The organism is Vibrio sp. QJM3NY_27, from assembly GCF_057785955.1.
This window is the reverse complement of record NZ_CM173512.1, coordinates 1,872,525-1,887,959: the sequence shown is the minus strand read 5'-3', so window position 1 is coordinate 1,887,959 and position 15,435 is coordinate 1,872,525. Positions and strand designations below refer to the sequence as shown.

The following is a 15,435-nucleotide window of genomic DNA, read 5'->3' as shown; positions in this document are numbered from 1 at the left end:
AAAAAATCCTTGCGGGAAACTTGTCCACGTTGCGCGATATTCTGCCTGAAAACAGAGGCTTATGCTTGGGTATTTGTGCGGTCTAATTAAAGACCAAACAATACATTAAGCCGAAAGCTGTTCTGCTAGAAAAGCATCCGTTTCAGCTCGGCTTGGAATTGACGTTTGAGCGCCAAAGCGAGTCACTGAAATTGCAGCTGCAGCATGAGCAAACTTAATTGCGCGTTCTAATGGCATATCTTCAAGTAGGCCAGTAACTAATGCGCCATTGAATGTGTCGCCTGCTGCGGTTGTATCCGTTGCTTCAACGCGAAAACCTGCGATTAGCTCGCCTTTGCTTTCTTCATCACCTTGACCTTCATGACTAATCCAAACGCCTTTGGCGCCTAGAGTGATCATCACCGTTTCAATGCCTTTCGCATGTAAAGCCAATGCTGCAGTATGAGCCGATTCGTTGTCCGTTACTGTAATACCCGTTAACACTTCCGCTTCTGTTTCGTTGGGTGTAATCACATCAACACAAGCCAATAACGTATCTGAGAGTGGACGAGCCGGGGCTGGATTTAAGATAACTTTAGTGCCATTTTCTTTTGCAATTTTCGCTGCGTATTCAATGCCTTCGATTGGCGTTTCAAGTTGAGTTAACAAATACTTAGCGTCGCGAATTTTAGCCAAATGCGGTTCTATTTGGTCGCAAGTCAATTTGTTGTTTGCTTCAGCCGATAGACAAATACTGTTTTCACCCGTTGCCGATACTTGAATCATAGCGATGCCGGTAGGGGTGTTGTCTGCAACGATCACACCGTCGATGTTGATGCCGTCTTTGGCGAAGTCTTGACGAATATTGATCCCAAATGGGTCGTCACCAACACAGGCGATAAAGCCAATGTCTGCGTTTAATCTTGCTGCTGCTACGGCTTGGTTTGCGCCTTTTCCGCCAGGGATGACCTGATAGTTACCGCCAATCAAGGTTTCACCCGGACGAGGGAACGAAGGAACTTGCAGTACGTGGTCAGCGTTAACGCTACCTAAAACAATCAGTTGAGTCATGATACGAGCCTTATGATATATCGTATTTGAAAATGCATGGGTCTTTCTCATTACGTTAATTACACGTCTTTTTAGACGACTTATGAGAAACAGCGATACACTATCTGGGTTGGGCAAATAAGGCAGGGATAGGGGAATCCCTGCCTGTGTGTAGCTCTATTTTTTGCTTTATTTAATCGATGTTGGATTCAATTACTTAGCAACAATTTTTAGAGGTACTGGTACGTACTCGTCTACTGTCTCGCCTTTCAGTACTTTGTCTGCCATTTCAACACCTAAAGAACCGATTAGGTCAGGTTGTTGTGCAACCGTTGCGCCAAGTAGGCCACGGTTAACAGCAGCAATACCATCGTCAGTGCCATCAAAGCCAACGATCATTACGTCTTTACCTGAAGCTTGAACTGCGCGAAGTGCACCTAGTGCCATTTCATCGTTCTGAGCGAATACTGCTTGTACGTCTGGGTTAGCTGCAAGCAAGTTTTCCATTACGTTCAGACCTTTAGTACGGTCGAAATCAGCTGGTTGGCTTGCAAGAAGTTCAAGGTCGCTGCCGTTTACTGCGTTCATGAAGCCTTCACCACGTTCACGAGCTGCTGAAGTACCTGCGATACCTTCCAGTTGGATTACTTTCGCTTTCTCGCCTACTTTCTCCATGATGAAGTGACCCGCCATTTCACCACCGATAACGTTATCAGAAGCGATATGGCTAACTACGTCACCACGGCTTGCGCCACGGTCTAGCGTTAGTACTGGGATGTTTGAACGGTTAGCAATGCGAATCGCGTTAGATACTGCATCTGAATCTGTAGGATTAATCAGAATTGCTTTAACACCACGAATGGTTAGATCTTCAATGTTCGAAAGCTCTTTGCTTGGGTCGTTTTGAGAATCAAGAACGATAAGCTTGTAGCCTAGCTCTTCAGCTTTCGCTTCTGCGCCATCTTTCATGGTTACGAAGAATGGGTTGTTCAATGTAGACAGAACGATTGCCATTGTATCTTGCGCCTGTGCAGACACAGATACCGTTGTAGAAAGAAGAGCAGCAGAAATAAGAGTCGCTAATTTTTTCATGGTGTAAGTCCTTTATGTAGGGTGAGCTAGGTTGGATAATCCTAGCTCGTTGTTACGTTATTTATTGATTTAATTGTTACGTCTTGTTTTTAATAGGTGTTGCGTTTACTGAATAAATTAATTTGTGTTACTTGTTTTTGTTGTCGACCAATACCGCCAGAAGAATAACCACTGCTTTTGCAATCATCTGGTAGTAAGAAGATACGTCTAATAGGTTTAGGGCGTTGTTTAGGAAGCCGATAATCAGAGCACCAATCAATGTGCCCATGATGCGACCACGACCGCCAGCTAAGCTTGTGCCGCCAAGTACTACCGCAGCTATGGCGTCTAGCTCGTAGCCCATACCTGCGGTAGGTTGAGCTGATGACAAACGAGATGCCACGATGATGCCTGCCACTGCTGCTAACAGACCACAGATTGCGTAAACGCCGATTTTTACTTTGTCTACGTCGATGCCTGATAGGCGAGTTGCTGATTCGTTGCCACCCAGTGCGTAAACGTAGCGACCAAAGCGTGTGTGGTTAAGTAGGTACCATACTGCAGCGAATACCACGGCCATGATCCATACTGGAACTGGGATGCCCATTGCGTAGCCTGTACCGAACCAAGCGAACGCGTCTGCTGTGTCAGTAAAACCAGTCGAGATAGGGCGACCGTCGGTGTAAACCATGGTTACGCCGCGCAATAAAGTCATGGTCACTAGTGTTGCGATGAAAGCTTGAACCTTACCCTTGGCGATAATCACACCACTGATAGCACCTAATGCTGCGCCTGCTACTAGAGCGGTTGGCACTGCGATCATCACTGGGATTTCCATGCCAATCATGCTGGCTGCGAAAGCACCACAAAGCGCAAGTACAGAGCCTACACTCAAGTCGATACCCGCGGTTAAGATAACCAGCGTCATACCTACTGCGATAATGGCGTTAATCGAAGTTTGGCGTAGGATATTGAGGATGTTATCGACGGTGAAAAAGTTTGGGTTTAAGAATGAAACGACAACAATCAGGAAGATCAAAGCAATCAATGACTTTTGATCAATCAGCCACTCTTTGCTGATTAACGGTTTTTTCTTTGGAGCTTCAGTTGTTTTGCTCATGGTTTTAGTACTCATGCTGCGTCCTCGTTGATCTTTTTACCGACCGCACACGCCAGTAATAATTCTTGGTTTGCTTCTTTAGCATCAAATTCACCGCTTACACGGCCTTCATGCATCACCATGATGCGGTCACTCATTCCTAACACTTCTGGCATTTCAGACGAGACCAAAATGATGCTCATGCCGTCGGCTTTAAATTTATTAATGAGTTGGTAAATCTCTTTTTTCGCACCAACATCGACACCACGAGTGGGTTCATCAAGAATCAGTACTTTTGGTTTGGTCATCAAGCCTTTAGCGATGGCCACTTTTTGTTGGTTGCCACCAGAAAGGTTGCCGATAATCTGTTCGCGAGTCGGGGTCTTGATGTTGAAAAGCTTGATGAAGTCATCAACTGCAATCACTTCATCTTTATGTTGGATTTGACCTTTCTTAGTCAGCAGATCCAGCGCACATAACGACATGTTTTCTTTCACTGAAAGCCCTAGCACAAGGCCATCACCTTTACGGTCTTCAGAGATGTAAGCAATGCCATTGGCCAAGCCATCTTTCGGGCTTACAGGGTTAATGGTTTTGTTTTCTAAGTTGATGACGCCACGCTCACTCGGAAGTGCACCGTAAATCACTTTCATCAGTTCAGTTCGGCCAGCACCCATTAGGCCAGATACGCCAAGGATTTCACCGCGTTTTAGCGTAAAGCTCACGTCATGAACACCAGAACCGGTCAGGCCAATCACTTCAAGGCAGGTTTCACCGTGACTCTGGCCGATACGTGGATATTGTTCGTCTAATTTACGACCTACCATCATTTCGATGAGGCCGTCTTCGTCTGTGTCTTTTACTTCACACTGTCCAATGAACTTACCGTCACGAAGTACCGTGATGTCATCGCAAATCTCAAAGATCTCTTTTAAGCGGTGAGAGATGTAAACAATGCCACAGCCTTCAGCGCGCAGTTCGTTAATTACTTTAAACAGAGATTCAGTTTCGGTATCGGTAAGCGCATCTGTTGGTTCATCCATGATGATGACCTTAGACTCAAATGATAGAGCTTTTGCGATCTCTACCATTTGTTGTTCACCAAGGCTTAACTGACCCAAAGGTGTTTTTGAACTGTGTTTAACGTTAAGGCGTTTAAGTAACTTGTCCGCTTCTTGGTACATTTCGTTCCAAAGAATGCGGCCCATGGTTCCGGTGATTTCACGACCTAAGAAGATGTTCTCTGCAATGGTTAGCTCTGGTATTAGGTTCAACTCTTGGTGAATGATACTAATACCGGCTTGTTGGGAGTCACGAGGTCCTTTAAATGCAGCCGGTTTTCCTTGATAAGCGATAGTGCCGCTGTCCAAGTGGTAGATACCCGTAAGCACTTTCATAAGCGTTGATTTACCTGCACCGTTTTCACCCATTAACGCCATTACGCGTCCTGGGTAAACGTTGAGGCTTGCCTTATCTAATGCTTTAACACCAGGGAAGGCTTTCTCAATTGAGCTAAGTTCTAAAATGGCTTGAGTCATGTCGGTTCCTTTACTCGGGGCCAGTTGTATTTGATTGTTCTGTATATGTATTGTGTTTGGTTCAGCAATGACGCTGAACTGTCGTTGCGTTTCGCTTGAGCTAAAACGTTACGCCAGCTTGGAAAATAACATTTGCGTATGGTGTGCATTCACCAGTGCGAATAACCGCGCGACTTTCATGCGTACGCTGCTTAAATTCTTCATGAGTGATGTACGTAATCGAAAGCGGTTTGCCGCAACGCGCTTCTTCTGTCTTGATTAAATCAACCAGTGCTGCGTGGTGTTCTGGGCTTACTTTCGCAAACTCTTCTGCAATCACGACGCCTTCAATTTGAGATTCATCTAACATGGTTTTTACTGTTTGCTGAAAACTTGGAACACCGTGAGTCAAAGCAAGGTCTATGCGAGTCACATGATCCGGAATCGGCAACCCTGCATCACAAATCGTGATTTCATCTGTATGGCCAAGAGTCGCCACTAGGTAAGAGAGCTCAGAGTTTATTAGGGTACTTTTTTTCATATCACGACCTATCGAAAAATAACGCTTAATGGGTTGAGAACAACTCAAGAAAAAGCCATCGAAACGTTTCGATAGTGATAATAGTGTGTGATTTATCATTTGCACGTTTGATTGTTTTAGAGTGTGACAACGATCATCGAAACGTTTCGATGGGGCGTTTTTTGGTGATCGCAATCACTTTCATCGGCAATTAAGAAGGTAAGGCAACGTAACGTTAACTTAAGGAAAAGGGAGCTAAGGTTTACTCACCGGAACATTTAGAACAGATTCTGTAGGGGATGTTTTAAGAGGGTTTTCTGATGCTACATAACCGGCTTCATTGGTATTGGGTATGACGAACAAGGTATAGCCATATCGAGGAATCGTAACAATTTTGATGTTAGATGCTCTCAAGCGAACAAAAACATTCCTTAAGCAATAAATGACATTGGTTAGTGCTTGTGTCGGCACCGTTTCGTTTCCCCAACATGCATTCACGATGTCTTTTCTAGGGATGGGTTGTCCGGCGCTTTTCGACAGTAGACAAAGCACGGAAAACAAGTGGTGACGTAAATAGATCTTGTTCCCCTGTTTGTTAGTGATGTTTCGAGTATCTACATTAAGAGTTAGGTCGCCAAAGTGGATTTCGTTATTCATTGTTTTTCGATCTTTCTCATTCTTCATTGTGGAGGAGTGGGTTGGGATAGCAGATAAAGCGCGCGGATTATGCAAAATAACGTCACTGTTGAAAGTAAGCCTTCGTAAGTCCTTACCAATAAAATATAAAAATCGGATAGTTTGAAAAATAAGGGGAGGTCTGGTCTAGAAATGGATTGATTTTTATTTGCTTATTATTCAGATGTTTATTTTGTTTTAACTGATTGTGTTGTTTGAAATTACAAAGTGATTATATTTTTATTTATTTTTTTGTTTTCTGTGAGATTAACCTGCTTGCCAATTCGACGGGGTGTCGGATAACTCTAACAAGATTGTGCAGCAGTGGAAGGCGTAACAATCTTGATTTGCAATAAGTAAGGTCAATCAGTAATGAACAACAAACTAATTTTCAGCATCGCGATGATGTCAGCATTTGCAGCAAACAATGTAATAGCAGCAGACAGTGGTTTCTACCTAGGCGGCGCAATCGGTAGCTCTGGTATTGATGATGGTGGTTTAGTTTCATCAACTACAGCTCCAGTGACCTTTGAAGCCGAAGATAATTCTTACCGCCTGATTGCAGGATACAAGTTTAATCGAATCGTATCACTTGAGCTTCAATACACAGATTATGGCGACGTTGTAGCAAAGAACCGTGCTGACAAAAGTGATGGCTTTACGTGGACACCTCAAATCGCTTCAGTAGCAGCGAACGTTGGTTACACATTTGATAACGGTTTACGTCCATTTGGTACCATCGGTTTATCTTCTGTAGATTTAGATATGAAATTCGCAGACGGCTCAAGCCCGACGAGTTCTAACTTCGACGATACAGGTACAGGTGTACGTTATGGTGTTGGCATTGAATTTACACCACCAAAGTTATCAAAGCTAAGCCTAAGACTTGGTTACGAAGCTGATGCCTTTACTATAGAAACTTACGAGGGTGCGTTTGCTCAAAAAAGAAAAGTTGAAAGAGACATTGTATTGGACTCATTTTATGTTGGCGCAACTTACAACTTCTAAGTTTCACACTTTGCTAAATGGTAAATCGGTTCTAAATGGGGCGTCGGTTGGCTCAACCCGTTTAGCTAAAGTGGAAAGCCGCAGTTTTTGATTGCGGCTTTTTTCTGTCTGTTTTGTTAGGCCTTACGTAGAGTAGAGTTGCTTTAGTGAAAGCGGGTGAGACGTCTGTTTAAAGCGAATATCAATTGGGCAGCTAGGCTTCACGAATATGAGCGGTGACAGCAACGATGGCATGGTCAGTACTGAATTGGTCGTGTTCAAAGCTGGGATTGATGAGGTGATGGTCGAGCACTGTGTAGCGAGAGATCTCCATCAAGCTTGATGAGTTCTGACAATCGAATTCATTGGACATCAAAATGTAGTCCAGTACAGATCCAGAAGCACCGTAGTAGTGCGTTGGTTTGCGTTGTTCGAGCAAATCTTCTTCATGCAATTGATGATAGAGATCCCAGCTGTCTTTCAAGCGAAAGTGGGAAAGCCAATGCTTGCTGTTTTCGTCTCGGTTTATTGAATAACTTAGTAGCCCTTTGAACTCATCGTGAAACAGTGGTTTGTTAAAGTCACCCATTAACACCACAGGCTGATCGGTTTGGTAACGCTGATTGGTGATGTATTGATGGAGCATCTGTGCTTCTAGGCCGCGCTGAACACTTGATAACCAAGAACCGAGTTGCTCTTGGTGAAGTCTAGTCAACGTGTCACTTTTCGGCTTGTGTTTGCCCGAGGCTTTAGAGCTATCAGCGTTATCTGGAGTTTGCCCTTTTGGTTCGGTAGGTCGCTGAGATTTGAAGTGCACCACATAACAATCAGTCGAGCCCAAATGGGGTAAGGTAATTGTGGCGTGTACTGGCGTTCGGTTGAATGAAAAACTGTCACTAAGATTGAAGGCTGAAAGCAACTCTAAGTCGGGTTTAACCGGCTGCACTTTTTCAATCGGGTAGCGAGAGGCGATACCCACGACAGGCGAGGTATATAGGTAATCATCTTCAACATGCGCGCTATCGACGACAGCAAAGTATGGGTAACCAAGCTTCTTCATCAATTGCTCTAAAGAATGTGGGCTAAATATCTCCTGGAAACCAATCACATCGCAATCTATTGAACCAATCGCTTCCGCCATCCAATGTTGCTTCTTTTGCCACTCTTCGAAGCTGTAGATATTCTCAAAATCATAATAAGCATTCGGTGGTTCTAGGTAGTTCAAAAGGTTGAACGTTGCGAATGTTATTTGGTTTGGTTTGTTCAAAGCGTCATTCCATTTAGACCAAGGCGATAAGGATACCCCACTAGAGTATAGTTTGTTGATTATTTGGGGGTTAAGTTTGATTAATTAGGCCAATCAAAGTCAGCGACGCTTCTGTCATTTACGTTAGTGAGACTATTGTGACGCAGTTTTAGCCTGCGTCATCAAATAAATTCGAGTGGTGACGAGTTAATTGTAAATAAACGGTAAGAGTTAGGGTGCTGATGGTTTTATTAGTTATTACATGATGTTAGATTTGAACCTATACTTGATTTAACGGCATGCATTCAAAGCCGATTAATCAACTTGAATATCGAATTCATGACATTTGAAGGGAGAGTCAAATGGGAACAGATTTCCGAAGCAAAGCCTCGCAGCGCACTCAGTTTTTCAGGTTTAACTTAGCTTCATGTGCAGTCATGCTGCCGCTTATTGCTCTATATCCCTCCGTTACACACGCTTCTGATACCGAATTTACTCCAGCCGTCATCGTTATTGAAACCACTCAACTGGTCGGTTTTGGTGAAGCAAAATATCCAGTTGATTTCACTCACTTTGATTACGTTAACCCTGATGCGCCAAAGCAAGGCAAAGTGACCTATGGCAGCATAGGTACCTACGATAGCTTTAATCGATTCGGTTCCCGCGGCGTTGCTGCCAGTTATACGGGTGAGATTTACGATACCTTGATGTTTTCTCCGAGTGACGAGATTGATGCTTACTATCCATTGATCGCTTCCAAAATTCGCTACGCAAGTGACTTCTCTTGGATGGAAATCGATATCAACCCAGATGCTAAATTCCAAGATGGCAAACCAATCACAGCTCACGATGTTGCCTTCACCTTTGATAAATTTTCAAAAGAAGGTGTGCCTCAATATCGCGTGTATTACAAAGAGATCGAATCAGTAACGGCTGTTTCTGATTCGGTTGTTCGTATTGAGATGAACAAGCCAAACCGCGAGAAGCTATTTAGCTTTGCCCAAAGCACTCGTGTATTACCAAAACATTTCTGGAAAGACAGAAAACTGTCTGAGCCGCTAAGTGAACCGCCTGTGGGCAGTGGCCCTTATAAGATCATCAGCTATAAATCGGGTCAAAGCGTGACCTACGGTTTAGATGAAAATTACTGGGCTGCGGATCTGCCTGTTAACGTGGGTCGCAACAACTTCAAGCAAGTGCAGTACGATTACTATCGCGATGACACGGTAATGCTGGAAGCCTTCAAAGCAGGGGAGTTCGATCTTCGAACCGAGAACTCGGCTAAGTTCTGGGCCAACTCTTACACGGGCGCAAACTTCGACAAAGGCTACATCATTAAAGAAGAGATCAACCATGAGAAGCCAGAGACGACTCAAGGTTTTGTCTTCAATATTCAATCTCCTGTGTTCTCTGATCCTAAAGTTCGAGAAGCGTTAACCTACGCGATGGACTTTGAGTGGATGAACAAGAACATGTTCTACGGTCAGTACAAACGTACTCGTAGTTACTTCCAAAACACTGACTATGAAGCGAAGGGCTTACCAAGCGAAGCTGAAGTCGAGTTGCTTTCTCAGTATAAAGATCAAATCCCACCGAGAGTCTTCACTGAAGAATTTCAACCTTCAGTAACCGATGGCAGCGGCCGTATTCGTAGCCAAATGCGCACCGCTTTCAAGTTATTGAAAGAGTCAGGGTGGGTACTGAAAGACAAAGTGATGACCAATGAAAAGACCGGCAAGCCGATGTCATTTGAGTTGTTGATTTACAGCCCAACTACGGAACGTATTGCAACGCCGGTTCAAAAGAACCTCAAGCGTATGGGCATCGAGATGAAGATTCGTACTATCGATACGACTCAGTACATCAAGCGTCTTCGTGATCGTGATTTCGACATGGTGTCTTCATCGTTTTCTGCAAACCCTTATCCTAGCCCGAACTTAATGATTGTTTGGAACTCTAACTACATTGATTCTACTTACAATACTGCAGGTGTGATGGATCCGGTGGTTGATGCGTTAACAGAAGAAATTGCGCGTAACCAACAGCATCCTGAAAAGCTTCTTACACTAGGTCGTTCACTTGACCGTGTATTGCAGTGGAATTTCTACAACATCCCTCAATGGCACGTTGGTGAATATCGCGTTGCAATGTGGGACAAGTTTGAGCGTCCAGATGTATTACCTAAATACGATTTAGGCATTGATACATGGTGGATTTCAGAAGAGAAGGCGGCATTGCTTCCTGAAAAACGTCGCTAGGAGTTAGTTAGCATGGCCGCGTATATATTTCGGCGTTTACTGTTGGTGATCCCCACGTTGTGGGCGATCATCACCATCAACTTTTTCATTATCCAGATTGCCCCAGGAGGTCCGGTAGAACAAGCCGTTGCTCAGTTAGAAGGGCACAACTCCGGTATTATGGAACGCTTTTCTGGTGGTGGACAAGAAGTTGATTTAAGTGAAAGTGACCAAGCGTCTGCCAGTGGCTATAAAGGCTCTCGCGGGCTTGATCCTGAAGTGGTTGAAGAGATCAAAAAGCAGTTTGGTTTTGATAAGCCGATTCATGTTCGCTACTTCGACATGTTGAAAAACTACGCGACCTTTAACTTTGGCGAAAGCTTGTTTAAAGGCGGCAACGTTATTGATTTAATCATCGAACGGTTGCCAGTCTCCATTTCTTTAGGGTTGTGGAGTACGTTAATCATCTATGTGATTTCGATACCCTTAGGCATCATGAAAGCGATACATCACGGATCTCGCTTTGATATTTGGTCGAGTGCGGTGGTGATTGTCGGCTATGCCGTTCCGGGCTTCTTGTTTGCGATTATCCTGATTATTTTGTTCGCGAGTGGTAACTACTTCAGTTGGTTCCCATTGCGTGGGCTCGTATCGAGTAACTTCGACCAACTGAATTGGTATCAGCAAATTGGCGACTATTTCTGGCACTTAGCTTTGCCTATTTTTGCGATGGTTATCGGTGGCTTTGCCACGCTCAGCATGCTGACCAAAAACTCCTTCCTTGATGAAATCAATAAGCAATATGTGGTGACGGCGCGAGCAAAAGGTTTGGACGAGAGCAGTATTCTCTATAAGCACGTTTTCCGTAACGCGATGTTGATCATTATTGCGGGTTTCCCGAGCGCATTTATTAGTATTTTCTTCACGGGTTCTATGTTGATTGAAGTGATGTTTTCACTCGAAGGCATCGGTCTGCTTGGTTTTGAGTCGACCATTCAACGAGATTACCCAGTGGTGTTCAGCTCTCTCTATATCATGACCTTGCTTGGCTTGGTGTTGAGCATTATCTCCGACCTGACTTATACCTGGGTTGATCCTCGAATTGATTTTGAAGCGCGTTAATGGCGAACGAATAACAAGGTATTGATAATAAATGTTTAACAACCCTTTAGCTGAAGCTCGTTGGTTACGTTTTAAAGCAAACAAGCGTGGTTTTATCTCCCTTTGGATATTCACCATCTTGTTTGGCTTGAGCCTGTTCGCAGAGATCATTGCCAACGATAAACCTCTCTTGGTTTCTTACGATAATCAGTGGTTTGTACCTGTTATCAATGAATATGCCGAAACAGAGTTTGGCGGCGAGTTTGAAACCGAAGCCGACTACAAAGACCCGTATGTTATCGAACTCATCGAAGACAGCGGATATATTGTGTGGCCAATCATTCCGTTTAGCTACGACACGATAAACTTCGATATTTCAGGCGCGGTGCCATCGGGGCCAGATTCAGTAAACTGGCTCGGAACCGATGATAAAGGGCGAGATGTGCTAGCTCGCATCATTTATGGGTTCCGTATTTCCGTTCTGTTTGGTTTCATTCTGACGATTGTATCGAGCGTTGTCGGCGTAGTCGTCGGAGCGACACAAGGTTACTACGGTGGTTGGGTCGACTTGTTTGGGCAACGATTCATTGAAGTCTGGTCTGGTATGCCGACTCTGTTCTTGCTGATTATCCTTTCCAGTTTTATCGAACCTAACTTCTGGTGGTTGCTTGGGATTATGGTGCTCTTCAGTTGGATGAGTTTAGTGGGTATCGTTCGTGCAGAATTCTTACGCTGTCGAAACTTTGATTATGTGCGAGCCGCGCAAGCCATGGGTGTCGACGATAAACGTATTATGCTTCGCCATATGTTACCCAACGCGATGGTCGCATCACTCACCATGATGCCATTTATCCTTTCTGGGTCGGTCACCACGTTAACCTCATTAGATTTCTTGGGCTTTGGTCTTCCTGCGGGTTCACCTTCGTTAGGTGAACTTTTGGCACAAGGTAAAGCTAACTTACAAGCGCCTTGGCTTGGTATTTCTGCTTTCGTCGTGCTTTCTCTGATGCTTACGTTACTCGTCTTCGTTGGTGAAGCGGTGCGTGATGCCTTCGACCCACATCAACAGAAGTAAGGATAAGTTATGACTTCAAATACAGTTCCTACTTCAGGGTCAACAGCAGAGACTTCTAACGCATCTCCAGTTCTGACCATTGATAAATTGTCTGTCGGTTTCGGGCGTAAAGACTCGATAGAGCAAGTGACGCAAGATGTCTCTTTAGAAATATACAAAGGTGAGACATTGGCGCTGGTGGGCGAGAGTGGTTCAGGTAAATCGGTTACAGCCAACTCGATTTTAAAACTGCTGCCTAAAGGCTCATCGCATTACTTGAACGGTAAGATCAATTTCTCTGGTACCGATATCCTGAGCTGTTCAGAAAGACAGTTACGCGGGATTCGTGGTGGCCGCATTGGTATGATCTTCCAAGAGCCTATGGTTTCATTGAATCCGCTTCATCGAGTCGGTAAGCAACTGGTTGAAACTCTATCTATTCACCGAGGGATGCGAACCAGCAAAGCGCAAGCCTTGGCTATAGAATGGCTATCAAAGGTTGGGATTCGTTACCCGGAACAAAAAATATCGGCTTACCCTCATGAATTATCGGGTGGTGAACGTCAACGTGTAATGATCGCGATGGCATTAATCAACGAACCAGAGCTACTTATCGCAGATGAACCTACAACTGCGTTGGACGTGTCGGTGCAAGCGCAAATCCTTGATCTTCTGAATGATCTTCAACAAGAACTGGGTATGGCGATGCTTTTTATCACCCATGATTTGAGTATTGTTCGTAAAATTGCTGATAGAGTCGCGGTAATGAAAGATGGGCGGCTAGTTGAAAGCAACGATTGCCAAACACTATTCAATGCTCCTACTCATCCCTACACGCAAAAGCTGATTAACTCTGATCCTAAAGGGTTACCAGTACCTGTTTCTCCTGACAGTAAGCCTTTGCTTGATGTGGACCAACTTCGTGTTTGGTTCCCAATTACGGGCGGCCTATTTAAGCGCACAATTTCGCATATAAAGGCAGTGACTGATATGGAGTTCACCTTGAAAAAAGGGCACTCCATTGGTTTAGTGGGTGAGAGTGGTTCTGGTAAATCGACAACCGGTATGGCAATCCTCAAATTGGTTGAAAGTGAAGGCTCGATTACCTACGCTGACGAACAAATTCAAGGCTTAAACCGCCAGCAGATGCTACCGTTTAGAAGCCGTATGCAAGTGGTGTTTCAAGATCCATTCTCGGCATTGAACCCAAGAATGTCAGTTGCTCAAGTGATTGGTGAGGGTTTATTGGTGCATCAACAATTGGATGACACTGAACTCGACCAACGCATCTGTGACGTAATGAAAGAGGTCGACTTAGACCCAGAAACTCGCCATCGTTACCCTAACGAGTTTTCTGGCGGGCAGAGGCAACGTATCGCGATTGCACGCGCACTGATTCTTAAACCAGAGTTTATCTTGCTAGACGAACCAACATCGTCACTCGACAGAACGGTCCAAGCGCAGGTGTTGGATTTGCTGAAGTCACTTCAAGAAAAGTATGGCTTAACCTATTTGTTTATCAGCCATGATTTGAATGTCGTGAAATCCTTGTGTCATTACACCATTGTGATGAAAGCAGGAGAAGTAATAGAGAAGGGTGACACGGAGACTTTGTTTAGCGAACCCAAGCATGAATATACGCAGCAGTTGGTTTCGCTATCTAACATAAGCTGATTTAATTCAATATTTTTACGATGCCGAACAAAAAAAAGAACGATATTTAACGTATCGTTCTTTTTTTGATTTTAGTTACTGATGAAGGCTAAGCATTGCATCAAAACATCTAACTTAGCGCATCAGTACATTACGAGTGAATTGCTTCTTCAGGTAAGCACTGTATTCAGAGTTAAACGGTTCTGTTGAGTTGTTTCGCATATCTTGCGAAATCAGCGCCTTAGAAGAGTCTGCATCTGGGTGTTGTGGTGCCGTGCCAAACTCTGCGTTCAAGGCCGTTTGTGTCTCTGCTGACGTTAACCAGTTGATAAATACCAGTGATGCCGCTTGATGCTGGCTGTTTTTCGCTACCGTGACGAAGTTACCGCCGCCAGACATACCAAATTCAGGGATATAGAACTTAATGCGATCTGTGATTGCGCCGCGTTTTTGTAAACCGGCTAAGTGATCTTCCCATGCTGGTGCCAGTGTTATTTCACCGTCATTAATACGCGTTAGGCTGTCTGCGTTGGATGCTGTGATAAGCATGTCTTCTTCGTTAGCTTCAAACCAATCCCAAGTTTGAGCCCATGACTTCACGACTTTTTTATCTAGTTTGTTGGTCATATCAAAATCACCCGACACATGACGGATGCTGGATTCGATAAAACGCTGACCTGCGCCGCCACCGTTAGGATCATTGACACCAAATGCCATAGGATTGCCTTTGATGTAGCTTTCCATCTCTTCGAATGTTTGGGGTAGGTCAGATTCGCTAATACGGCTAGGGTCGTAAGCTAGCCCCGTTTGGTTACCCCAGAACGTTACGCCATAGCCTTTAGAATTAATCCCTTCAGCTGTCTGGTTCAGTTTGACCATTTCTGGAAGCTTATCCAAGCTTAGCAGCGTGTTTTCCAGTTTGAACGTGTTCAAGGCTGTTGGACCAAGCGCTACGACATCCATAGAGCCTTTGTCGCGGCGGCTTTCAGCCTGCAATTTATTGCGGTTACCATCGTGAGTGCCTTCTGGGATGCGAACCTTGATGCCAGTTTCTGCTTCAAAGCTTTTGACGAACTTTCTCCAACCAGGTTGTAGGTACCAAACCGAGAAAGTCACTGAGCCTTCTTCCTTTGCCTGAGCTTCAATTTCATCCCACGTCATTGTATTTACATCGTATGCAAAACTAGAAAATGCTGTGGTGCTAAGTAGTGCTGCTAGTAGAGTTTTTTTCATTGTATCCTCACGA

13 protein-coding genes are annotated in these 15,435 nt (G+C 44.4%); 5 read left to right on the top strand and 8 right to left on the bottom strand.

The window, feature by feature from the left end; translation table 11 throughout:
• Positions 1–105: 105 nt before the first annotated feature.
• The 6 genes from rbsK to AC3CIA_RS23830 all read right to left on the bottom strand — a co-directional run bounded on the left by rbsK (position 106) and on the right by AC3CIA_RS23830 (position 5,893).
• Positions 106–1,050, bottom strand: a complete 945-nt coding sequence (gene rbsK / locus AC3CIA_RS23855; RefSeq protein ID WP_488519216.1) for a ribokinase — start codon at positions 1,048–1,050, stop codon at positions 106–108.
• A 192-nt stretch (positions 1,051–1,242) separates the two neighbouring features.
• Positions 1,243–2,121 carry a ribose ABC transporter substrate-binding protein RbsB gene (rbsB, locus tag AC3CIA_RS23850; protein ID WP_054547007.1) on the bottom strand — a complete coding sequence of 293 codons (879 nt, stop codon included), beginning with the start codon at positions 2,119–2,121 and terminating at the stop codon, positions 1,243–1,245.
• 127 nt (positions 2,122–2,248) lie between these two features.
• Positions 2,249–3,235 carry a ribose ABC transporter permease gene (gene rbsC / locus AC3CIA_RS23845; protein WP_004730344.1) on the bottom strand — a complete coding sequence of 329 codons (987 nt, stop codon included), beginning with the start codon at positions 3,233–3,235 and terminating at the stop codon, positions 2,249–2,251.
• Positions 3,232–4,737, bottom strand: coding sequence for a ribose ABC transporter ATP-binding protein RbsA (gene rbsA, locus AC3CIA_RS23840; protein WP_171310630.1), 1,506 nt, complete (start codon positions 4,735–4,737; stop codon positions 3,232–3,234). Before rbsA ends, rbsC begins: the two co-directional genes overlap by 4 nt.
• Before the next feature lie 100 nt (positions 4,738–4,837).
• Positions 4,838–5,257 carry a D-ribose pyranase gene (gene rbsD / locus AC3CIA_RS23835; RefSeq protein ID WP_488519215.1) on the bottom strand — a complete coding sequence of 140 codons (420 nt, stop codon included), beginning with the start codon at positions 5,255–5,257 and terminating at the stop codon, positions 4,838–4,840.
• Between the two features lie 234 nt (positions 5,258–5,491).
• Entirely contained in the window at positions 5,492–5,893 is a 402-nt protein-coding gene (locus tag AC3CIA_RS23830) for a winged helix-turn-helix domain-containing protein (RefSeq protein WP_114635460.1), read from the bottom strand.
• Between the two features lie 390 nt (positions 5,894–6,283).
• On the opposite strand from AC3CIA_RS23830, the gene AC3CIA_RS23825 reads away from it, so the two are divergent.
• Complete coding sequence (locus tag AC3CIA_RS23825; RefSeq protein WP_171315821.1) at positions 6,284–6,919, top strand: porin family protein; 636 nt, start codon at positions 6,284–6,286, stop codon at positions 6,917–6,919.
• Positions 6,920–7,112: 193 nt separating this feature from the next.
• Here AC3CIA_RS23825 and AC3CIA_RS23820 read toward each other — a convergent pair whose 3' ends face one another.
• Positions 7,113–8,165, bottom strand: a complete 1,053-nt coding sequence (locus tag AC3CIA_RS23820; RefSeq protein ID WP_488519214.1) for an endonuclease/exonuclease/phosphatase family protein — start codon at positions 8,163–8,165, stop codon at positions 7,113–7,115.
• A gap of 341 nt (positions 8,166–8,506) precedes the next feature.
• On the opposite strand from AC3CIA_RS23820, the gene AC3CIA_RS23815 reads away from it, so the two are divergent.
• From AC3CIA_RS23815 to yejF, 4 genes are read left to right on the top strand one after another with little or no spacing between them, the layout of a single operon-like run.
• Positions 8,507–10,402 (top strand): extracellular solute-binding protein, encoded by a 1,896-nt coding sequence (locus AC3CIA_RS23815; protein ID WP_488519213.1) that lies wholly within the window; start codon positions 8,507–8,509, stop codon positions 10,400–10,402.
• 12 nt (positions 10,403–10,414) lie between these two features.
• Positions 10,415–11,503: a microcin C ABC transporter permease YejB gene (locus AC3CIA_RS23810; protein ID WP_004730359.1), complete on the top strand. Its 1,089-nt coding sequence runs from the start codon at positions 10,415–10,417 to the stop codon at positions 11,501–11,503.
• Positions 11,504–11,534: 31 nt separating this feature from the next.
• Complete coding sequence (locus tag AC3CIA_RS23805; protein ID WP_488519212.1) at positions 11,535–12,557, top strand: ABC transporter permease; 1,023 nt, start codon at positions 11,535–11,537, stop codon at positions 12,555–12,557.
• A 9-nt stretch (positions 12,558–12,566) separates the two neighbouring features.
• Positions 12,567–14,210, top strand: a complete 1,644-nt coding sequence (yejF, locus tag AC3CIA_RS23800; protein WP_488519211.1) for a microcin C ABC transporter ATP-binding protein YejF — start codon at positions 12,567–12,569, stop codon at positions 14,208–14,210.
• A 114-nt stretch (positions 14,211–14,324) separates the two neighbouring features.
• Here yejF and AC3CIA_RS23795 read toward each other — a convergent pair whose 3' ends face one another.
• Positions 14,325–15,422, bottom strand: coding sequence for an extracellular solute-binding protein (locus AC3CIA_RS23795; RefSeq protein ID WP_065205980.1), 1,098 nt, complete (start codon positions 15,420–15,422; stop codon positions 14,325–14,327).
• Positions 15,423–15,435: the final 13 nt, after the last annotated feature.